General features: G+C 36.9%; 13 protein-coding genes. 2 read left to right on the top strand and 11 right to left on the bottom strand.

The features are described 5' to 3' along the window. Positions 1 to 869 precede the first annotated feature (869 nt). Both AC0L7T_RS06570 and AC0L7T_RS06565 read left to right on the top strand, forming a co-directional pair. Entirely contained in the window at positions 870 to 4952 is a 4083-nt protein-coding gene (locus tag AC0L7T_RS06570; RefSeq protein WP_473341700.1) for a malectin domain-containing carbohydrate-binding protein, read from the top strand. Between the two features lie 1012 nt (positions 4953 to 5964). Further along, positions 5965 to 10854, top strand: coding sequence for a malectin domain-containing carbohydrate-binding protein (locus tag AC0L7T_RS06565; RefSeq protein ID WP_473341699.1), 4890 nt, complete (start codon positions 5965 to 5967; stop codon positions 10852 to 10854). Between the two features lie 117 nt (positions 10855 to 10971). Here the strand turns inward: AC0L7T_RS06565 and AC0L7T_RS06560 are convergent, their stop codons facing one another. The 11 genes from AC0L7T_RS06560 to AC0L7T_RS06510 all read right to left on the bottom strand — a co-directional run bounded on the left by AC0L7T_RS06560 (position 10972) and on the right by AC0L7T_RS06510 (position 24013). Then, complete coding sequence (locus AC0L7T_RS06560) at positions 10972 to 12078, bottom strand: glycosyltransferase (protein WP_473341698.1); 1107 nt, start codon at positions 12076 to 12078, stop codon at positions 10972 to 10974. A gap of 14 nt (positions 12079 to 12092) precedes the next feature. Further along, on the bottom strand, positions 12093 to 13055 hold the full coding sequence (locus tag AC0L7T_RS06555) for a hypothetical protein (protein ID WP_473341697.1): 963 nt from the start codon (positions 13053 to 13055) through the stop codon (positions 12093 to 12095). Between the two features lie 71 nt (positions 13056 to 13126). Next, entirely contained in the window at positions 13127 to 14230 is a 1104-nt protein-coding gene (locus AC0L7T_RS06550; protein ID WP_473341696.1) for a glycosyltransferase, read from the bottom strand. Positions 14231 to 14246: 16 nt separating this feature from the next. Next, positions 14247 to 15005: a WecB/TagA/CpsF family glycosyltransferase gene (locus AC0L7T_RS06545; RefSeq protein WP_473341695.1), complete on the bottom strand. Its 759-nt coding sequence runs from the start codon at positions 15003 to 15005 to the stop codon at positions 14247 to 14249. Between the two features lie 97 nt (positions 15006 to 15102). Next, on the bottom strand, positions 15103 to 16299 hold the full coding sequence (locus AC0L7T_RS06540; protein ID WP_473341694.1) for a prenyltransferase/squalene oxidase repeat-containing protein: 1197 nt from the start codon (positions 16297 to 16299) through the stop codon (positions 15103 to 15105). Between the two features lie 30 nt (positions 16300 to 16329). Beyond that, positions 16330 to 17439: a polysaccharide deacetylase family protein gene (locus AC0L7T_RS06535; protein WP_473341693.1), complete on the bottom strand. Its 1110-nt coding sequence runs from the start codon at positions 17437 to 17439 to the stop codon at positions 16330 to 16332. A gap of 1 nt (position 17440) precedes the next feature. Beyond that, the gene (locus AC0L7T_RS06530; RefSeq protein ID WP_473341692.1) at positions 17441 to 18529 is read right to left on the bottom strand and encodes a glycosyltransferase; all 1089 of its coding nucleotides are present in this window, start codon (positions 18527 to 18529) and stop codon (positions 17441 to 17443) included. 5 nt (positions 18530 to 18534) lie between these two features. Next, complete coding sequence (locus AC0L7T_RS06525; RefSeq protein ID WP_473341691.1) at positions 18535 to 19440, bottom strand: AAC(3) family N-acetyltransferase; 906 nt, start codon at positions 19438 to 19440, stop codon at positions 18535 to 18537. A 35-nt stretch (positions 19441 to 19475) separates the two neighbouring features. Beyond that, on the bottom strand, positions 19476 to 21638 hold the full coding sequence (locus tag AC0L7T_RS06520) for a bi-domain-containing oxidoreductase (protein ID WP_473341690.1): 2163 nt from the start codon (positions 21636 to 21638) through the stop codon (positions 19476 to 19478). Between the two features lie 27 nt (positions 21639 to 21665). Further along, positions 21666 to 22673 carry a glycosyltransferase family protein gene (locus AC0L7T_RS06515; protein WP_473341689.1) on the bottom strand — a complete coding sequence of 336 codons (1008 nt, stop codon included), beginning with the start codon at positions 22671 to 22673 and terminating at the stop codon, positions 21666 to 21668. A gap of 2 nt (positions 22674 to 22675) precedes the next feature. Next, positions 22676 to 24013, bottom strand: coding sequence for a glycosyltransferase family protein (locus AC0L7T_RS06510; protein ID WP_473341688.1), 1338 nt, complete (start codon positions 24011 to 24013; stop codon positions 22676 to 22678). Positions 24014 to 24018 lie beyond the last annotated feature (5 nt).

Genomic DNA, 24018 nt, shown 5'->3' with positions numbered 1-24018 from the left:
ACAAAACCATAATAACACCTTGATTATGTTTGTCTTACCTCGTAAAATAAAATTATTATCTAATTATTCATCAAATATCAAGCTTGTTAATTTTCAGTGCTTTACGGAAAATCACAATAAAAAAAGGAGGATTTCCGGATAAGTCAAATGCATCAAGATCACCCAAACGGATTGCTATCGAATATTTTAATTTAATTCTACTTGTTAATAATTTTAAATCCATCATTTCAAGAGCTTCTTCAAGCTTTATTACCTAATTATATTTGTTTTACAATAAACCTAACCAACTCACCTCTTATTACAACAGTATCTGGATTTTAGGTGATTTTTTTGCCAATAGTTTATTCTTTTACCAATAATTTCATAAACTTGTTGAAGAAATAAACACTTTGTGGGATCAACCCCCACAAACTTTTAAAATTGATTGCCCAACTTACCAATTATAAAAAAATATTTACCAATTCTAAAAAATATTTAAAATAATCAAACAGTATTAATTGGATACTAAATGCATTTTAATTAGTATTACATACTAAAATATAGGTACGAAATAAATTTCAGGTAAAATTCTATTACCAATCACCGGATTTATGACTACATAATTTAAGTAAAAAGCCAAAAGTGAATTTTTGGTACGAAATTTCATTGCACATTCATGCTAACGCAAACTATTAATTACCCAAGCGAAGGCAATTCAAGTGCGAGGATAATCAGGTTAGAAGTGTAAGGTCGATAAGTGGAGAAAGCCAACTAAAAGCTCTACTTGAACACCCTATCCAGGTCTTTAGATTTTGGAGTAGGAATAATTATGTTCTTTCAAACCTAAGTTGATTATATAAAGTCAAACCACCAACTAAATGCGAATTCTAATGATTAAATCTTTACCGAAGCTAATACTGTGTTTCAGTCTCTTCTTCCTGAGCACCATGGCAAATGCAACAAATTATTATTTCTCAAATGGAACAGGGAATGATTCCAGAAGTTCAACACAAGCACAGAACCCTGACACACCATGGAAGTCTATAAACAAATTAAATGCCATTTTCTCAAGTTTAAAGCCAGGTGATGCAATTTTTTTAAAAAGGGGAGATGTTTTTTATGGTACAATAAAAGTAAATAAGGGAGGTTCCTCAGGAAACCCTATTAAAATAGACTCCTATGGCTCAGGGGCTAAACCCGTAATCACCTCATTTGAAAAAGTACTTGGTTGGAAATCTATAGGAAACGGTAGATATGAGAGTACAAATACTTTTTCGAGTTATCAAACAAAAATCGTTTCAATAGGGGGACAAATTTACGAGATAGGAAGGTACCCAAATAGCGATGGTCCAAACTCCGGTTATTTAACTATTTCCTCTGCTTCAGGCAAATCCTCTGTAAGCAGTAATGAATTATCTGGGGCACCGAATTTCAGCAACGGTGACATTGTAATCAGAAAAAACCAGTGGATATTGGACCGACACGTTATCAATTACAACTCTGGTAATTCTATAAATTACGCGGGTTCTGGTTCTTACCTCCCTAGTAGTGGATTTGGTTTTTTCATACAAAATCACCTGTCAACCCTGGATAAATATGGTGAATGGTTTTACAACAATAGCAGAAAATTAAATGTGTATTTTGGTGGGACAAACCCAAACAACCAAGAAGTATTGGTAAGCACTTTGGAAAATCTCCTCGTAAAATCTTATAATGTAGACCATGTTTTGGTACAAAACCTACATTTTAAAGGAGCCAATAAAGACGCAATTTTCATTGAGGGTGGAAGTGATTTTGTCCTCAATAACTCAGAAATCGAATTTTCAGGAGAAAATGGGATCACATCTTTAGCTATCAAAGATTTAAAAATCACAAATAGCCGGGTTAACTTCTCCCTGAATACAGGAATGAACTTGCATTTTCAAAATGACAATGCAATTATAAAAGACAACCTTATTGAGAATAGCTTTCCTTTTTCAGGAGGAGGACAAAATCTCGACAATAATGGAAATGGAATATTGGTATCTGGAAACAATATACTAGTAGAAAACAATGTCATAAAGCAAACAGGATTTAACGGAATACATTTTAAAGGAAATAACATTACGATCAAAAATAACCTGATCCAAAAATATTGTCTCTTAAAAAATGATTGCGGTGGAATTTACACCTATGGAGGGGAGAAAACCATAACTTTTAGTAATCGAATAGTTGAAGGAAATATCATACTTGACGGAGATGCTACAAATGATGGTACTCCCTATAATGAATCCATGATTGTAATACCACAGGGTAGTGGCATATTTTTAGATGATAATACAAATGGTTTAAAGATCATTAGAAATACTGTTGCAAATTCTAAATACGCAGGTGTAAAGATTCAGAATGTCTTTAACATATCCATTGAAGAAAATACGTTTTATGATTCTCATGCCACAGCTCGTATTTTAAATAGCAACAGAGGGGCAGACACCAGAAATGTTACTTTTTCAAACAACGTGTTTTTCTCAAAATATTCGGACCAATATTCATATAAAATTAATTCCTTTAAGGACGATATAGGAAGCTTTGGATCATTCAACAACAATTATTTCGCTAGACCTCTGGGAGACGATCATAGTATTTACCTTAAATACTATAGGAACAACGAAATGAAAATAGACACAAAGAATTTAGATTCATGGAATAGCAGCTTCAACAAAGATTTGTCCTCTAACAATTTCCAGCAAGACGAAATCAAACAATTTACACTACTAAGTTTTATTGGTAGCTTTTTATTCGATAATTTGGCATTCAACAAATCTGTTAATGAATTTTATTGTAATGATTGCACTCATTCCTGGGATTCCAAAGGCATATCAGGGGGTTCGTTAAAAATAAAGAGTCCAGGCACCTCCTCAGCTCTCGCAAAGATAGGAAGTGTAAAAAAAGCAAAGAATTATGTAGTAAAGTTCAAAGCTAAAAGTAATAAAAAAGGTTCTTTAAGAGTAGTTTTGAGGTATTCTGGATCTCCGTGGGAGGTTGTTTCGCCAAGTACAGCAGTAGAACTGGGAACTGAAGTAAAGGAATATTCAGTACTGATTAATCCTTATGATGATGTAGACCAAGCGTCGATCATGCTCGTTTCGGACATAGGTAACTGGGAATATTGGATTGACGATTTAGAAATAAAGGAGGCGAATGTAGAAATAACAGATCCTGACGATGTATTCCTCTTTGAATACAATGCTTCCAAAACAAAGAAATCTATTGCTTTGGACGGCACGTTTAAGGATGTTAAAGGAAATTCATTTAGCGGAAATATAGAAGTTTCACCCTATTCCTCTATTCTTTTGGTGAGAACATCCAAGGCAAGCAAACCTGATCAAAACCCAAGTCAGGAAATTACTATTACCTCCCCAAGCCTTAACAGCAGCCATCAAGTCGGTGAAGAAATAATAATAAAGGCCGAAATAACACCTGACAATAGCAATATTAGTAAAGTAGAATACTATAATGGTGATCAACTTATTGGTGATGTCGCCAATGCACCTTATACCTTTACCTGGAAGAACGGAGAAGAAGGAGAACATTCAATAGAAGCTGTGATCATCAATAACAGTGACGATGAAGTAGCCTCATCATCACCTATCGCTGTTAAAATAAATGATGCAACTCCTCCAGACAATAATGATGGATCTGAAAATCCTTCCGGTTTGTATATTAATGTAGGTTCTGACGAGGATAAAACTTACAAGTCTAATAAGTTCATCTCTGATTTGTCTAGCAAATATTTCTCCTCATCCAATACTTTTGAAAACAATGATGCATCCACGGAACCCATTTTCCAATCTACAAGATATGGGCGAAATTTAACCTATCAGATCCCAGTTAAAAATGGTTTATACAGGGTGATAACCTACCACATAGAAAATTATTTTGGTGCTATCACTTCTAATGGAAAAGCTGGATTACGTGTATTCGACATTAGCATTCAAAACGAATTGGTTAAAAACAATTTGGACCTCTATGCTACCTATGGTAACAGAGAGGCTACCTTGATATTCGATGATATCGAAGTGAAAAATGGTGAAATGAAGATCGAGCTAAATGCTTCTGAAAACAATGGTTTATTATCAGGAATAGCCATTATTCCAATGGAGGATCTTGATCAATCTGAAGGCATTTCGTACTTCATCAATACAGGAAGTGAATCTGACACCCAATTCAACGGAATGGATTTCGTCTCGGAGAAAAGCTTGATTCAGGTACCTTCTAATTCTAGTCCGTATAATGTACCCTCATCAAATTCAAACCAAATATATCAAACGCATCGTTTTGGGAAATCTATGAATTATAAATTTCCTGTAACCAATGGAAACTATACTGTCATCACTTACCATGACGAAAATTATTTTGGGGAAATCACCAAGGTTACTGGCCCCAATAATAGGGTGTTTGACATTAATATAGAAGGTGAGAGGGTTAAAGACGATGTGGATCTTTACAAAGAGAACGCAAATCAGCCAGTCGCTTTCCGCTTTGAAAATATTGTAGTTTCAGATGGTAATCTAGATCTAAATTTTAATGCAACAATTAATAATGCATTGATATCGGGAATTGCAGTTTTCCCAAGTGGGAAAGAATATATTGCCAACGCCAACCTAAGACAGATAATAGATGATGTAGAAGAATTGTCTACACTAAGTGAATTGCGTGAAAATAGTATCGAGGAAAGCTACGAAAACATACTTTATCCAAATCCAGCGTCCACCTCTACTACTTTACAAATAGGCCAGGAACTCGGAAGGTTTTACATTAGCATTCACAACTTTAATGGTCAATTGATCGGTTATTTTAATTCTGAAAACCTAGTAGGAGATGATGGTAAGTATAATATACCACTTCACAACTTGAAACAAGGTCTTTATATCATAACCCTTACATCAGAGACAGGAGTGATTGACAGATTGAAACTCATGGTCACGCCTTAATGATCCAAAAATAGGAATCTAAGATAAAAGCCCTGATTTAGTTCAGGGCTTTTTTTTTGTCCCTTCAATATAAGGTTTGACATAGGGCTTGTATTTAATTTACCATAATCTACTGACACATCCTATTTTATGAGTTTTTAAATCTTATTTAGAAGGACCAGCAATCCTATTGTAAGGTTTCTGTTGAAGGTTGAAAAAAAACTGGTGGGGATTTCTTATCGTAGGCAAGGTTAAAGAAGAAAAATGCCTTCCCCTGTTGATCCTTAGCCTTTAAATCAATCTAAAGGAAAAACCGTTTATCTTCCCTTATAATCAAGTAATGTTATTTTTCAATCGTGGTTTTATTTGGTAAAGGCTATAAATCTACTCCATTTGCGCTTAGATTGGGCATAGCAATAATTAGGTAGAGCTTCCATTTTCATAGATTAACGATCCTCTATTGTATTTTTCTCAAACCCAGAAATCAGGTTAATCAAAGGTTCCAGCGCCCAATTCCCTAACCAACAATAAGTGTTTAGTGCTCCAATACAGATTTGGGAGACAATTATTCTTGATATTTTCTTTCAATTCTATCCTACCGTCGCCATCCCGCATTCAAATCTCAGTGGGTAAACCCTTCAAGTGCAGCGTTTTCTTGAAAATATTTTAAAGAACTTGAAAATAATTTAAAAAATTTTTCTCTTCCATTTTTTAGATCACCAACAAATTTCAGAATTCCAAAAGCACTATTCTCTTCACCTATTGAAATTATTCAATATTCTCCTCCCGTCTCCAACTTCCTATACAAATGAAAAGTTTGTTTTTAAGAACTTTATACTGTTTATTATTGAAATGAGATTCATATTTAGAATTTCATTTTGATATATATGAAAATCAAAAAACAAGATTCTTTTAATTGAAATACCGTTTTAAGACTTCATAAATCAAAAATAGTAGGACAAAATTAACAAACACCTGAAGTATAAGGTGGATATAAAAAACCGAATTAATATAAACTTTAATTTTTAGTGTCATGAAAGCGTTACTTTTCTCAATTTCCTTTCTTATTGTATTAACCTTCTCAGTTATTCAGGGACATGCTGCTAGTTATCATTTTTCCAAAGAAAAGGGAGATGATTCAAGAAGCTTTTCGCAGGCACAAAATGCTGAGACTCCTTGGAAATCAATCGAAAAACTGAATGCCATTTTTGCTTCCTTAAATCCGGGAGACAAAATATTGTTGAGAAGGGGAGAAACCTTTTACGGCACTATAGTAATGAATAATTCAGGCACCACCAATAACCCAATCACAATAGGGGCTTATGGCAGTGGAGAGAAGCCAGTTGTCAGCGGTTTTGTAGACCTTACCAGTTGGAAGTCTATAGGCAATGGGATATATGAAGCGGGTCACTCTCAATTAAAGGCCAAAGCCATTAACATGGTTAGCTTTAATGAGAAGAACGCCGAAATGGGCAGATACCCCAATTCAGACAGCAGTGACAAAGGGTACCTTACTTATGAGTCCAGTTCATGGAATGCTATTACTGACAAGGAGCTAAGCTCATGGCCAAACTGGACCGGTGCTGAAGTGGTTGCTAGAAAAGTCTATTGGATTCTTGATCGTCACAAAATAACCGCTCACTCTGGCAATACCATCAAGTATGCCACTAACAGCGAGACAAGCTACCAACCTAAAAATGAGTTCGGTTATTTTATCCAAAACCATATCGGAACCCTGGACCAACTAGGAGAGTGGTATTATGACACCAACAATTCTAAACTTAATATCTTCTTTGGAAATGAGTCTCCTAAAAACCATTCCATACAAGTAGCTGCCCTAGACATCTTACTTACCCAAGTGAAAAGGGTGGACAATGTAGTAATCGAAAACCTTCACTTTAAAGGAGCCAATATCAATGCCATTCAACTTTCCACAGGAAAGAATGTAACCATCAAAAACACTAAAATAGAATTGGTTGGTGAAAATGGCATCTTCGGAGAAGGAAATCAACAGTTGCGTTTGGAAGGAAACGAATTGGTCGATATTCACAATTCAGGTATTGAATTGAAGTCTTGTGACGATGCCATTATTCGCAACAACGAGATCAACAATATTCTTTTGTTCCCAGGAATGGGGAAATCAGGTGATGGAAATGGATTTGGCATCACTTCTCCTAATGACAACAATACCATTGAAGGCAATAAAATCATCAACGTTGGTTATGTAGGAATTCGCTTTGGCGGAAACAATAGCCTGGTGAAAAATAATTTTATCAACCACTTTAACAAAACAAAAAATGACGGTGGTGGAATCTACGTTTATACTGGCAACAGCAACGAGACTTATTACAACAGAAAAGTAATAGGAAACATTATCCTGAATGGTCATGGAGTAGTAGAAGGAACAAATATCCGGTCTTCTTTAGCTAAACCACAGTCTGAGGGAATCTACCTGGATGACAACACTTCAGGTGTTGAAATTGCCTACAATACCATTGCCAATATCTCGAGCAAAGGAATCTACCTGCACAATGCACGTCAAAACCACATTCACCACAACACTGTTTATAATAGTGCTTACCAATTGTTTTTCAGAAATGACGATATGGGTGCTGATATTCGCAGCAATGTCATCGAAAACAACCTGTTTTTCTCCCAAAATAGAGAGCAGAATAACTTAAACCTAAGCTCTATCAAAAATGACCTGAGCCAGATGGCTTCCTTTAAAGACAACGTGTATGCCAGTCCATTGACTGACAATTACAGGATTATCAGTAAATACAACATGGGAACCAGTTCTGAAGTTACACAGGTATTGGATCTTGATGGCTGGAAAAAACTTTATGGCAAGGATTCAGGGTCAAAAATCCACCCTATTGACGTTGCTGCTTACGAGGTGAATGGAGTAATAGGCGATAACAAATACAACAACGAAGGATTTGATAAAAATGCCGATTACGTTACGGTAAAAAATGGAAAGACCAGCTGGTCGAGCAAGTCTAAACTAGATGGTGGCGCTTTACGCGTAACCGGATCCGGTACCTTTGAAATGAATGTAAGCATAGGCAAAGTAGTTAAGGGTACTGATTACCTGATTCGATTTAGTGGTATTGGCAACAAGGCCTTTGCCGGAAAAGCTTATTTGAGAGAAACCTATTCTCCATGGAGAACGGTAAGTGCTGTCAACACCATAGAGTATTCCACTGAGCGAAATGAGTACGAAATCTTATTAAGCCCAGCAGAAACTTCTGAAAAAACCGTGCTAATGTTCAAGTTTGAAAATGTAAGCGCTGCTGATTTCCAAATGGACAACCTTAACGTACACGAGGCGGATCTAAAATTAGCTGATCCTGACGAAAAAATACTTTTTGCCTACAACGAGGGAAGTGATGAAAAAACAATCAGCTTGTCTGGTGAGTTTGTCGATATGGACAATAAAAGTTATTCTGGAAGTATAAAAATTGCCCCTTTCCGCTCTGTGATTTTAATCAAAACCTCAAAAGTAGCTGTACAACCAGCTGAAATAGAAGAAGTGAGAGTGATTATCCCAGAGTACGGATCTGGAATGATCGAGGGGGATGACCTTCCTATTACCTTGAATGTATCTGCAGGCAGAGAATTAGAAGTAGCAAAGGTCAATTACTATTTTTGTGAAACACTGATCACTACAGAAGAAGAGAGTCCACTGTCTTCTACCTGGGAGAATATTCCTTACGGATCCCACTATATTTATGCTGAAGCGGTAGACATTTACGGCAGAACGGTTTTCTCCGATAGTGTTGCCATTGAGGTCAAAAAACAAAATATATTGCCAGTCATTACGCTTACTCAGCCTCTTGAGAACACGGATATCAACACTTCGGAAAGTGTAAAGGTAAAAGGTTCTGCAATTGATCTGGATGGGGACATTGCCAAGGTTAACCTTTTAGTAAATGGAAGTACTGCAGCTTCTAGCACTAAATCTCCTTACGAATTTTCCTGGACGTCTACTCAAGAAGGAGTTTTCACCCTTGCCTTGCAGGTGGTTGACAATGATGGCGGTAAAGGATTGTCTGATGAAGTGGTAGTTACTGTGGCTACAAAAGAGGAAGTACCTGAAATCACTTATGATCAATCAGGAGAAACATTCAGCCTATTTGTAAACCTGGGTACTCAAAAAGAAATCACCTATGGTGGAATTGAATTTGAAGGAGAGCAGGCAGTAACCGCTAATGTTTCAGGAAAGACTTACACCTATTCCAATACAAAATCTCAGGAGCCTTTGTTCCAGACCGAAAGAAGCGGTGATGCATTTGTGTTTGAAATTCCTGTTCCCAACGGAACCTATACTGTTAAAACTTTCCATAAAGAATTGTACTTCGGACAGGATGGTCCTTCTGCCAGAAAAGGAAGAAGAGTTTTTGACATCCTTCTTGAAGGCCAACTAGTCAAAGAAAACCTGGACATGTTTGTTGAAAATGACAACCAACCCCTTACACTGACTTTCAGTGAAGTTGAGGTGATAGATGGAAAGCTTGATCTGGGAATGAATGCTTCTATAAACCGTGCCAGCATCAGTGGATTGGCTATTATTTCCGAAAGCAATGCATCCAACACAGATCCTGTCATGTACCTCAATACCAGTTACGAGGACGAGGTTACTTTTGAGGACAATGTCTTCGTTTCAGGAACTGAGTACATCAATTCTCCAAACGCCAAGACTTCTGTCAATACCAAAGCCAGTGACGATAAAATCTTCCAGTCAGAAAGGTACTCTTCTTTATTGAGTTTCATGGTGCCTGTGGAAAACGGAACGTATACCGTAAAAACCTACCACAATGAGTTGTACTTTGGTAAAGGCGGTTCATCTGCCAGAAAAGGCAGAAGGGTATTCGACATCTTATTGGAAGACAATGTGGTAATGGACAATTTTGACATCTACACCCACAGCAACAACCAACAGACCATCCTTACTTTCGAAGACATTCAAGTAGTAGATGGGGTTTTAAACCTTCAATTGATCGCAAGTGTAAACAATGCTTCTATTTCGGGTATTACTATCATTCAGGAAAGAAAAGACACTCCTCAAAAACCTGGTTCGGAACACCTTTACTTTTTAAATGCTGGTGGAAAATCAGATGCTACACTAAACGGCATCACTTACCTGGACGAGTCTACTTCTGAAGCCTATTACAACGACGGAACCAAAAGATATGAAAACAGTAAAACAGCTGAAGATGCACTTTTCCAAACAGAAAGAGGAGGAGAAAATCTAACATACACTATCCCGGTACCCAATGGAACGTACACAGTATATACCATGCACAATGAGCTTTGGTTTGGATATGCAGGAGGTACTGCCAAAGCAGGAAAAAGAGTTTATGACATCGCGCTACAGGGTGAAGTGTTAAAAAGTAACTTTGACCTTTTTGTAGAAAACAACAATGCACCTGCAATATTGTCTTTCGAAAACATCGAGGTAACGGATGGGGTATTAAGCCTTGAATTGTCAGCCTCAGTTAACAACGCAAGTATTTCAGGTATTGCCATTGTAGGAAGTGATGCAAAAGGTGGAACCATTGCAGCGAATTTAGGAACATTTCAAAATTCTTTGAAAAGAGGATACAAAGAAATGTACGTAAGGGGATACAAAGAAATGGATGTATACACTGAAACAGTGGATGCTGAAGACAAGATCCGTATCTTCCCTAACCCTGCTAAGGAAAGGGCTACTTTGGAGCTTAATGCTGAAATTGGTCAGGGAAGAGTCCTTATTCACAACATGAACGGTCAGTTGGTAAGCCATTTCGATCTGAGTGGTATTCAAACGACTAACAACCAGTTCAACATTCCACTTGACAACCTTTCTCAAGGAGTTTACCTGGTAAGTGTAAGCAACGAACAAACCATCATCAACAAGCAAAGACTAATCGTTAATCCTTAACATAACAATTCAATAAAAAAGGCTCCTTGAATAATTTCAAGGAGCCTTTTTTATGTGCCATCAACACTGACTGTACATTAAGATTCTGGGAGGGTGAATCCATCGCCAAAAAGAAAATTAATTCCGGTTCAATACTGTTTTAAAAACTTTCGCCATTTGATTGGCGAAAGTTTGGATATTGTACTTTTCCAAATGAAGTTTTTTTGCATTCTTTCCCATAGCGTCCAAATCAATCTCTTCTCCTATCATCTGATTCAGTTTTTTGTTCCATCCATTTGGGGTATTGTCGTTTACCCACAGCCCAATTTTCTCTTCTTCTATATCAATATCTAAAAAGGAATGTTGCGTCATCAATATCGGCTTACCTACAGCCATGGCATCTAATAAAACTGTCAGCCCATAAGTATTTCCTTTTTCTCTAATTTCCTCCTTTAAAGGAATGATTATAAATGATGCATTAACATAGGCATTCAAAAGTTGATCATAGGGCACCCATGTAGTATCCACAGATACATTTACAGGAAGCTTTACGGAAGAAGGAATTGTTTTTGGAGTACAGTAAATTTTCAAATTATAAGGCAATCCTTCGAAGGCTTTGATAAGTATGTCATAATCCCGGTCGGCAGTACCTGCGCAAACGGCATAGGGTGGTTCTTCCTTGAGTACATCCGATTGTATGTCATTATAAAAATCAACATCTGCACCCCAGCTTACAGAAAAGCATTTGTTTTCTTTTTCCGTCTCGCTATAATTCAAATCCTTTTGGGTCTTTTTCATTAAATTTTTAGAGAAAAAAGCAAAAGCATCAAACTGCCGGAGCCGTTTAACTCCCAGCTTATTTAGAATAGAATCTCTATTTTTATAATAAATGAAATTTTGATGTGCCAACCCCACCATAGGGATCTTTACTACACCAAAAATTTTCAGCATAGTCAATAATCTATTGGTAGCAACTGGATAAGGCATGTATACCAAATCATAATTCTTCAAAATCGCCAAAGCCCTCACCTGTTGGTCCAGAAATGGAATTTTAAGGTATTTCCCTATAGTATCAAGCCATTTGTACTTTTGGTGTACATGGATATCGACTACAAAATCACCCGACTTTTCCAATTCGATTTTACCCATTAAGTAATGGCTGGGATTAACACCTTTTTTCCAGTTTTCATGGATTTTCTCGAAGGAATAGGAGTTGATTAAAAGTACTTTGATCTTATTCTCCATAATTATAAGCCTATTTAATTAAGCTCTAATGCTGTAATCTTATTAATGATATATTGGGCTGTAGCCCTTTCTGAGCATTTTTCTTTCCACCAGGAAAGCGTCTGTTGGTGAATTTCTTCGAGTTTTTCTTCATCATTAAGTAACTCTCGTACAATTTCACAGCCTTCCTTCCAGTCGTTTACCTGAATTAATGGGGAATTGGCATAAAAAGAGGTATCAGGTAATGGTTCGGAGATTATGACACAGCCAGCTCTCATCGCTTCAAAATGCCTAAAACATTCTGTCATAAAAAAACCTTTTGGGCACAGCACAATTTTTGAATCTGCAAGCACTTCACCATACTTTTCAGGAGAAAACCCTGCTTTAAATCCATTATTAAAGATAACAATGGACTTGGAAAAAAATGAACTAAAGTCACTCCCCAATTTCAACAAAAACCTTCGGTAATAATCATGTGTCAAAAAATTCTCGGATGGCAATATAAACTTCCATTTAGAAAAAACACGGTAGAAATTGATTCTATTCATATTCAGGTTTCCTCTAAAGAAAACATTGTACTTCCGGTCCTTGATTGGTTTATTAGGGAATTCCGGTACTGAATTGACATAGCCCAAAGCCAAGGGAAAAACATTTTTCGCCAAAGCTTTCATTCCAATATAGGATTTAAAAACCGCATAATATTTGTCAGAAAAGTTGCTCGGATCCAGACCTCTTTCATCTGAAAAATAAAGTAATATCTTCTTTTTATTTGATTTATAATCCCCACTTGGAGGCATAATATCTGTGCCCGAATCAGGGTTCTTTTTGTTTACCCGATGATTGGAATAAATAAAGAACTCAAATTCATCAAATCTGTCCTTTAAAATATCCCTTAATTCTTGAATAACATTTTCAATAAACTTTGATTCATTCAACTCCTCAAATCGATAATCCGATTTGTCCTCAATTGAAACATTGGAAAGACCAAACAATTTCATCTCTTAAATATGTTTATTTAGTTAAAAATGGAAAGCAAATTTCCTAAAATCAAAATTAATTCTCAACAAAGCTATCTCAAACGAATTTTCAGAGCAGCCATCTCCAATTTTTCTGCAAATAATTCCGAATTGAATTTTTCTTTATAAACACGCTTTGCCTGTTTACTCATTTGATGAAACTTAGCTTTATCCTTAACAATTAATTCAACTGCATCAACCCACCCTTGAACGTTTCCTTTCTCAACCGTAATTCCAAAACCCTCAATTTCAGCATCGATATTTATCATAGGATTTTTTGTTATCACCGTAGGTTTCCCTAAAGCTACCACATCTTGCAAGCTGGTCATGCCCTGGCATCCTTCTTGGCTTTCAGGGTATTTTAAAGGAATTAATATAGCGATAGATTCTTTGTAAAACTTAAGCAATTCCTCATAAGGTATTACCGTTGCGTTAATAGTAACGTTAGCCGGCAATTCTTTAATTGATGGTTTCGAACTAGGTGTACAAAATATTTTGAGTTGATAATCCGTTTTTTTAAATGCTTCAATTAGCGTGTCATAATCTCTAGATGTATGGCCTGCACTTATAAAATAGGACAATGAATTATCTTCATGACATTCCACTTTATCATAAAACTTGGTATCAGGGCCCCATTGCGCAGTATCAATTTTAGCCAACTCACGCTTATCTTTAACATTCAACACCTCGATGGTCCTTTCTTTTAGTTTTTCACTAAGAAAAACAATTCCATCATATTGAAATAAAAATTTCTTGCTCAACCACCTTAGAAACGAATTTTTGGAGTTCATTTTCATAAAAGGTTGGTGAATGGTCACCAAAATCGGTTTTTTATATAAACCCAACCACTTTAGCACAATTAAAAGCCTTGTATTTGACCATGAATAGGGCGCATACAATATGTCAAAATGTTTGCCATAAGTCAATACTCTCAATTGTTGATCAAGGTGTTTTATTTGAAAATATCTACCAATTTTGTTGATAATAGGATATTTTTCATGGGTAAATATTTCAACTTCTACCTTCCCTCTTTCTTCCAACTCTACCTTACCCCAAACATGGTGACTACCGCTTTTTCCCTTTTGCCAAAGCGCATAAGCATTCTCCATGCTATAATTATTTACCAACAATAACCTTGGCTTCCCTATTTCTGTCAATATTTCAACTATTTAATTAAGCTTTTTTTTTAGTTAGTAGAAGCCTTTCAGTAACCAGCAGTTTTACAAATGCAATGTTTGTTGTAAGGTATCGCTTCCACATACGACCAGGTTCCTGCATCGTGCGGTAAAACCACTCCAAACAAATATTTTGCATCCACACAGGTGCCCTTTTAACCTTTCCAGAAACGACATCGAAGCTTCCACCTACCCCCATAATATAGGGGACATTCATTATGTCCTTGTACTTATTTAAGAAAATCTCCTTTTTGGGTGAGCTCATGGCTACAAATAAAATATCTGCTTTTGATTCACTTATCTGATTGGCAATATCCAATTCATCCTCTTGCCCAAAATACCCATTTCTATATCCTGCAATTATATCTCCAGAATACTTTTCTGAGTATATTTTCACCACCTTGTTTACCACATCTTCTTTAGCCCCGAGAAAAAATATTTTATAATTCTCTCTGGCTGCCAATGCTACCAAGTTGTCCATAAGATCAATGCCTGCAACTCTTTCTGGTAAATACTCCTTAAGAAAACGTGCTGCCCAGACTATAGATTGCCCATCTGCATTAATTATATCACATTCAACTATGGAAGCTTTTAACTCAGGATCTTTTTGCGCATTTACCAGCTTGGCGGCATTCACTACCACATGGTGCAAGTTATCTTTTCTCTTTATGCTCTCACCTATTAAGGCAACAGTTTCATCCATTGTCAGGGAATCCACTGGGACATTACAAATAAAAACTCTCTTTACTCCTTTCATCAAATTTATCTTTCAGTAAACTTATTATTGCTTTTTAATCTTTAATTACGGTATTTAATTCCACAAAACCCCTCTTAATCAAGGTCTCACAAAATATTTATTGCGTAACCTCTTTATATAATGATTTGTCTTTTTTAAATAAAACCGTAAAGGATAAAAACATCCATGCTTGAGCCCAGCGCATATAAGGGATCTTAGATGTAAAATGCTTATTGATCTGATAATAAAAATATCCTTTGGGGGATTGCATGTTTTCTATGGTCCACTGCATTACTTTAACAGCCATTTCTTTGTGAGTCTCAAATTGGTCCAATTTATCCAGGGTAATTAAAAACTGGGTAGGGGCATGAATATCCACTGGAAAAGTACTGTTGTTATAATATTTTGAAATGCCCTCTGATGTGAAAAAGGTCTTGATATAATAATCAAACCCTTTATTCATATATTCATCAAAGGAATGGTCACCAGTAAAACGAGCATAGTCCGACAAACACTCGAGGTTGTAGCCTGTATGAAAATTATCAATCCATTGGTGAAATGGTAAGGTTCCATAACTCCAGGCACCATTCTCCTTCTGGTACCCACAAGCAAAATTGACCGCTTTCTTGGCCTCCTCAAATAATTCTTTCTCTTTTGAGATAGAATAAACCCTGCTCAATAAGCGCGCTCCCAAAAGAGAGGCATTGAACACAACACTTTTATCTAAGGGAGAATAAGAAAATGAAAAGTCTCCCTTATCATCATAAGTACGGTAAAGGTCCTTCAATACAAAATCACAAGCACTCCTTGCAGCTATGTAAAATTCTTCCCGCTTGGTAATCGCAAAAGCATCAAGTAAAGCACAAGCTATAAAAGTGGTAGCGACAACAGTAGGTGTATACTTCGGTTGAAAAAATGCCCTGGCTTGCCAATCAAAATTATATCCCCAACAGCTACCACTCCATCCTTTGGTTTGGAGATCCAAAATTTTATCTCCAAAGAAATTGATCATCTTCATATGATTGGGATGAGGATCTACTTCATATAAATTACAATAACTTGATAAGAACAAACCCATTGCTTTGGGGTTAAATTCTTTGGGAACACCAAATAGTGGCCGCAAATTGATGGGTGCTCTTTTGAAAAATTGAGTCCAAGCTAATTTTGCAATCCTAGATTTGGATAATAAGGGTATTTTTTGAAAGACTTTGCTATTCAGACTATCGTACGGATCATAGCCTTTGAATCCTTCTGCTACACAGAAAGCTTCTAATTTAGAATAAGATTCATAAAAGGTATTCGATTCAGTAGACATAACTTTAGCTGATGGTAATTTTAGAAAAGTTTATTTTAGCGTGTGCTCAGTTTTTATTTTATGAACTGCTTCTTTAAGCGTAATGAATTCCAATGATTCTCCATTGGACTGGACAAAATTTTCGAAGGCTTCGGGACGAATGAATTCTTTGGAATGTCCAATTAACACAAAAGGATGAAAAGGATGGTTCCCTTTTATGGCTATTTCTCTGGCGTATTTTAAAAACTTTTCAAGTTTGCCTTTAGAAAACAGGCAAAAATCCCAGGTAAGGTGCTCTTTTTCAAGGAAAAATTTGATTTTACCCAAGGCAGAACTTCGGCCTTCTACCTTATCTTTTATTTTAACTATATTGGATCGCTTATTTTTTAAAGCTACTCTGATTCGTTGCCGATCATATTTCTGAAACCTAACCATTGATTTTGAAAAAATGGGTAACTCAATGAGTCCCTCATCCCCCTTCTCCGGTTGTTCAACTGCATTCTTAACCATCCAATACGGCTTGTCCAAGCTTAAGTGGCTAAAATCGTATTTGTAATACTCGTTATCAATAAATGCGCCGGGAATCACGGAAGAATCCGCCTCAAATCCCAATTTAAGCAGAATCTTTACAATGTCTTCTGAGGGTGTAATGCTAAATCCCCCAGCCCTAAAAATGTTGCATTCATAGCTCGGGTCTATTTCTTGAATCATCGCCTCTATACCTTTTTTACCTCTACGTATCAATTCCTCCAAACTTATTGGAAAATTCTCATCCGGACTTAACGGGACCCTTGTGAGTTTCCAATACCTACTATCCGGATTCCACCTTCCATTTTCATAGGTAGCATTTACCCAATGAGGATGGATGTGCAGTTGAATATCATGACCTTCGAGGTAAGCTTTTTTCAGTTGTTCTTCTATGGCTTTTACTGGGCTTTTATCATACCCCATGGTATTACCAGCATCCCATATTTCCTTCATGCGGAGGTATTCCATCACTTCAAAAAATATGGTGGTCTTGATTCCATGTTTTTTACAAACCCTCAAATAATTATCTGTAGGATCAATCATGGTATCAAAGACACTTCCTGAGCCATCACCGTATAATTCATAATCTAATGTTAGAATTAAATGGGTTAAGGGGTGACTGTTTCTTTTCATCTTAAAAATTTTTAGAAATGTATTTCAGGAGCTGGTTTGCCCTTGCCCCCCATGAATTTCTGGCCGCAATCGCTATTCGTTCTTTGACAATCGGATTGCTGTTTTCTTCAAATGCCTGAATGACTTGATTGACAAACTCTTCATTCGTATTGGCTTTGTAGACCGTTCCATATGGGAATTCCCAATCCTTCACATTCGGAAGGTTGGTAATCACGGCAGGCAAGCCACTAGCCAAATATTGCCACAATTTATTTGGCGTCCTTCCTGTGTTGGGATCATCCATATAATAGGGGGCAATGGCCACGTCCATTTGCTCCAATTGTTTCCCTAACGCATCGCCAGTCATGATCCCATAAGTAAAGACCTTTTCCTGAGGACTAAGGTGATCGACAAAATCATCCGCTATAGGGCCTATTAGGTGCAGTTCTGCGTTATTAATTTTCAGGATTCGATTCATCAACACCAGTGGCGTCTTCTTTTTATCAATAAAACCTAATAAAACTACCTTTAACTTCCCATCAGGTTCTCTTTTAGAAATGGCATCCGCATCCGGTTTTGAAAACTCCGGTGCTCCCAATGGAAGTTCAAAAGACCTGGGATTAACTTTTTGAAAATCTTCTACCAACTTCTTTGCCGTGGCAATAGAGAAAGTGGAAGTTTTTATCAGCCTATTTTGAGTAAATGAAGTGTACGCTTTTACCGGAAAAGGCATCTTCACATTATTAATATAATCGTCGCTGGCGAAATAAATGAATTTCTTAAAGTAAGAGCCGATCAGGTGTCCACCGAAATCTGTGCAAATAAGGACTACGTCTTTGCCCTCGAAATGCTTTTTCAATTTAGGGAACAACCAAAGCTGATACCCCTCATTGACCAAAGGAAGACGGTACCTTATCCTGCGACTTACCGGGAAGGAAGGAATAATCACGTCAAAATTTTCATTCACTTTTTTGGTTTGCAAACCCGGTCTTCCTTCCAAATTGGATGACACAAAAGTAACCTTATGGCTTTCCGACAAGGCATGAGCCAACTGATGCCTGGACCTTGGTGGGCTGTCCCAAACCGTGTTTGTGTAAATTACAAATTCCATTTTCTTCAGCTATTTTTTTTCTGTGAATAAACCGATCGCGACATCCCTTCTTCGAACAACTTCTTTACATGCCCAAACACCGATTCATGATCTACAGAATAAAACACGCCCCCTTTATGATATACGGAAAGATATCCCGGGCAATCAGTTTCCTTCAGAAAGCCACAGGGAGAAATAATGGCATTCACCTTGTCTGGTTGATGTAAAAATGTTTCTACCTCCATCATTTTCCCGTAATAATTCATTTTTCCTAGGAATCGTTTGTCGGAATAAATTTCCAATTTATCGGGCAAAAATAAATCTTCGCAAGAATGTAAAAAGGAATTAATTTCCACTCCCAACCCAATCGTCTTACTCCCAGGCAAACGCATGGATTTGTAGTAAGGACTTTTTTCGTCGTACGGGTAGAGGGATTGATGGTGCTCCTCAATCAACCAATCTCTATCTTTTCCCCAAACAGATAAGGCCTTTACGGGATGAGGACTGACTAGGACTCCCTCAGATTCCTTGAAAACCTGCGTCAGCACACCCATAACTGAACGAGAAGTATGCACATCAAATACATTGGCCTCCTGTATCCAAAAATAAGCATGACCCGTAGGATAATAAGGCATCAAAAGATTGCCTGATTTCCCTACAAGTTCTTTCAAAACTTCAATGGCATCCTGAGGAGAAAATCCTGCATGCATGTTTCCAAAACTAGAATGAACGATAAGGGTGTCTCCCTCCTTTACTCCTAATTCCTCCGTTAAAATTTGCTTAAAATCTGAGATCCCCAATGGAATCCGATCCGATTTGGAAAGAGTAAGGTTCCTTTTGTACCTTCTCTTCAACTTACGGATCAGATTCTTGACACTTGTAGGAGTCAAATACTTGATGTATTTAAGTGCTTTATTTACTACATTCCCCATCTAAAAATAGTTTAGTTCAAAGTGAAACTACTCTTTCAATTCATGATTTCCTCAAGTGCCACACTTTGAGGCAGACCTGTAGAAAGGCTATCAAGTATTTTGAAAGTTGTGAGCGTTGTTAAACAAATCGATTCAAAGGAAATTGGACTTTGTTTGCCCTCCTTCACATTGTCCAGAAAACTATGCACTTCCTCCAAGTGACCTTTACCCGTCGATTTTAGTTTAATAAGCTTATTATCCTTGTGTAAACTTCCTGATCTGAAATCATGAATAATTCCTACTTTTCCTCCAGAATAAACTTCGATATTCTCTTTTGGAAGGGATTTATCACCATTGGCTACATAAGTTAGATTACCTACCGAACCATCACTGAATTTCACCGTTACTGCCATATTATCTGCTGAAGTTAGTTGATCATTGGAAGTATTGATGGATTCTGCATATACCTTTACTGGATCAGAATCAGTGAAATACTGCATTAAATCAATAAAATGGCAAACTTCACCTACAATACGTCCACCACCAACTTCTGGAATCTGGGACCAATGATCCTTAGGAATAAATCCAGCGTTGACCCTGATATTTATTACTAGAGGTTCTCCAGTATTATTGAATTCTTTTTTCAACTCTTCCGAAACCGGTGCAAATCTTCTGTTGAATCCAACCATTAAAGATTGAGTTGATTCTTTCTTCGCATGGACCACTTCCTTCAGTTGTTCCATGTTCATTGCCAAAGGTTTTTCGACAAAAACATTTTTACCAGCTTTAAGGCTATCAATCACATAAGGTGCATGGGAAACATGAGGGGTAGCGATAAATACCGTATTAATGTCTTTTTTACTAAAAATATCCTTTGCGTCAGAAGAGCAAAAATTGAATTTGAATTTATCAGAAACACTTTTAGCCGTAATTCCTTTAGAGGTAATTACGCCATCTAAAGAGCCTCCCCATGACTTCACATTTGGTATTAAATAACTTTGAGCAAAACTTCCTGCGCCAATAAAACCTGCATTTATTTCCTTTATAGGTTCATTATTTACCTTTGTTATGGATTGGAATTTGTTTGCTGATTCCTGGTATTTTAGCAGAATCCCTATATGTGGTTCCTGAACTTTTCCCATGACTATATCATAGGCTTTTTCTGCTTCATCGATATCAAACAAATGGGTGATCAACGGTTTAATATTAATGGATTTGGCTGCTATCAAGTCCAAAAATGCTTCCATATTCCTTTGCTCCGTCCAACGGACATAAGCGAAAGGATAGTCTTTTCCTAACTCCTCATAATCAACATCATACCTACCTGGTCCATAAGAACATGATATTTTAAGTTCCAATTCATTCTTATAAAAATAAGGCTCTCGAGGAATATCCATTTTCACTGCACCAACCACGATGATTTTGCCTTTTTTACGGGCGATTTCAGTTGAGAGCACTATAGGATCATTTGTAGGAGTTGCCGCAGTGATGATAATCGAATCAAATCCTCTCCCATTTGTAAAATTCTGACAAGCAGCAATTAAATTCGAATCATTTCTATGCATGGATTGTCCAGCTCCTGACTCTTTTGCGAGTTCAATCAGCTTCTCAGACATGTCAATTCCGAAAACGGCACAGCCATTGGCTTTCAATAGTTGAACGGTAATTTGCCCCAACAATCCCAAACCAATTACACAAACTTTCTCTCCCAACTTGGGGTCTGCTTGTCTTACTCCTTGAAGTGCGATTGCACCCAAAGTGGTAAATGCCGCTTCATCTGAACTGACATTATCAGGTATTTTGGTTACAAGATTTTGAGGCACAGAAATCACCTCTGAATGGGAAGCATAATCAGCTCCGGCACAGGCCACCCTATCACCAGGCTTAAATGTGCCATTGCTGTCCATAGAAGCGATCACCTTCCCTGAAGTACTGTACCCTAAAGCCTTTAATGAATCAAGCTTTGTTTTTACTTTATCCATGGTGGCTTTAAAGCCTTCTTTCCTGATATTTTGAATCACTTGGGCCACCAGGTCAGGTCTTTGTTTGGCTTTCCCAATTAGACTGGCTTGTGCCACCTTCACTGTACTTCTTTCTGTACCAGCACTTATTAGTGAATATTCGTTTTCTACCAACACCATACCCGAAGAAATTGCGGGTACAGGAACCTCGTCTACATAAAGCTCTCCGGTCTTAAAATTTTGAATTACTTGTTTCATTGCTTTAAAGAATAAATTAAATAATGTTTAGATACCTGTTATTTTTTCAATTTTTTCCACAAAATTTTGCCAGGTGTTTTGCCTCATAAAAGTTTTTCTATCCGCTTCTATTCGTGCATCATCCGGATCAAATTCTGAGACTATCTTGGGTATTTCATTAAAATCTTTGAACGTATGCATAAAAGCCAGTTCCTTCATGTCTTTAAATGCGCCGTGATCTGGTCCCAATACAACCGCACCCATTCTTACACTATCCACCAATGAACCCGAACTAATAACGGTTTGGGAATTGTAAGTAAATATGGTAAAACGCGATTGATCTGAATACTTAGTTATTTCCTCAAGACTAAGTAGTTCATCCTTATAATCAGCACCTTCCGGCAATATAGAAAGAATTTTACTTTTATATTCCTGATTCTTACATCTTCCAATGATAAGCACTTTTGCTTTTTTTAGCTCCGGAGTATTTTGTAAATAATTCAAAAAGCTATCAATTCCTTTATAGGGAAAAATACTTCCCCATATAAGAAAATCATACTTTTTTTCGCCCTTCCGATAATCACCCAACTTTTGAGTAAATGGATGAGGAATTACATGTACTTTTTCTATAAACTGAGGGTATACGGAAGCCACAAAGTCTTTACCTGCATTGGAATGTGTAATGATATAATCTGATACCTGTATTAGTCTATTGAACATATCCCGGGTTACGGCATTTTCTCCTTTATGGTGAGACCCTTTGTTGTGTAGTACCCATACAATCTTTTTTGAGAACAATTTAGTCATCCTTAAAAAAACCTTAAAAAGCCTTTTTTGCAGGCCTCCAAACTTTTTTTCTGGAATCGTTTCAGGCCAATTAAGAATAAATATATCAGCTTTAAAAAAGTAAATAAAGAAACTCAGGATTCCACGATTAGGTGCCTTAGCATTAACTACCAAGTGATTTTTAGACAATGCTTCCTGAAAATTGAAAACATAAGGATTCGGTGATCCTATTACCTTGTCAATTTTGGGATATAAAAATATGGCTGCCATCCTCAAGAAAGGTTTAAGGTTGTGTTCGTATTATCCGCCAATGCTGAAATTTCACTCCTGAAATCTTCTCTAACCTTTAGAGCGTCGTGTCTTTGTTCAGCAATCTCAATTGCTTTTCGGGCAAATTTCTTTCTCAATTGCGCTGAACCGATCAATTCCATCAATGAGGCTTTCAATTCTTTTACTTCATTTTTCGTAACCACCTGAGCCCATTGATAATCTTGCGCATAGGTTACCAGTGCTGTATCTTCTGGTGCAAATACCAAAATTGGTGTTCCGGAAATCATGTACTCAGAGGCCTTGGTAGGCATAGAATATTTTATGAAAGCAGTAGCTGCTGGTGTAAAATCATAGGGCAAAAACAATATATCTGCGCCAGAAAACCTGTCAGGAAGCTCTTCATAAGGCACAAATCCCCTGTGCCGGATGCAAGAATAGCTGTCCGCCCAAGATGGTTTTTCTCCAACCTGCAAAATAAGTTCTATTGGCTTTTCCTGGGATTTATTCAATTCTTCCAAACATTTCGCCATGGTTTCCAATGAGCTCTGAATACCCAACCCCATACGGCCGGCATATAAAATTTGAATCTTGGATCCAAATTCATAAGATTTTCGCTGGCTTTTATTCCAAAAAGAAAGTTCAATGGGATTGTGATAGGTAGAAAATTGAAACCCATATCTTTCCTGATAAGCTTTGGCCATCAGTTCGCTGATGCTAAAATGCAGGGCACAGTGATTTAGCATTTCCTTGAAATCACCCTCAATTTTCTTGTGCCAATAATTACCCATTAATCCTATGTCAGGTAAAACTTCCAACCAATCATCCATCATATGAAAAACCATTGGTTTTTGGAGGTACTGTTGAACCAGGCTACAAAAAATTATGGCCTCTTTTCGTTGGGCTTGTGAATAAATTACATCAGGATTATAATCCTTTAACCACTTTTTAAGTTCTGGTGAAAGTTGCAATGTTGATGCTCCATTCAATACACCTAGCCACCTCAACATGGGATTGATATACCCTTTTAAAGCCTTTTCCCTAAGTGCAGACTTTTTTATTGGCTTCACCTTTTTTTCTTTTTGACTAATTTGGATTTGGCCGGAGGGGTATTTGCGTTTCATTAGATTAAGAGGAAAACGCCATATATGTTCTTTGTACCCTAATTGGTAGTATTGATCGCAAGTATCAAGCTGCGTTTTTTCATTTATTAAATTTCCCAAACAAGCTACAGCAAGTTTATCTTTTGGCCAGCCTTTGAATAAATTAGAGAGTGTAATACCTCCTCCCGAAATAGTATTAAAAGGTTGATTTAGTATCAAAACTTTTGGAAATGCTTTCATTATTT

Source organism: Cyclobacterium sp. 10D3-21, from assembly GCF_055809755.1.
The sequence above is the reverse complement of the archived record's forward strand: the minus strand, read 5'-3'. Positions and strand labels throughout refer to the sequence as shown.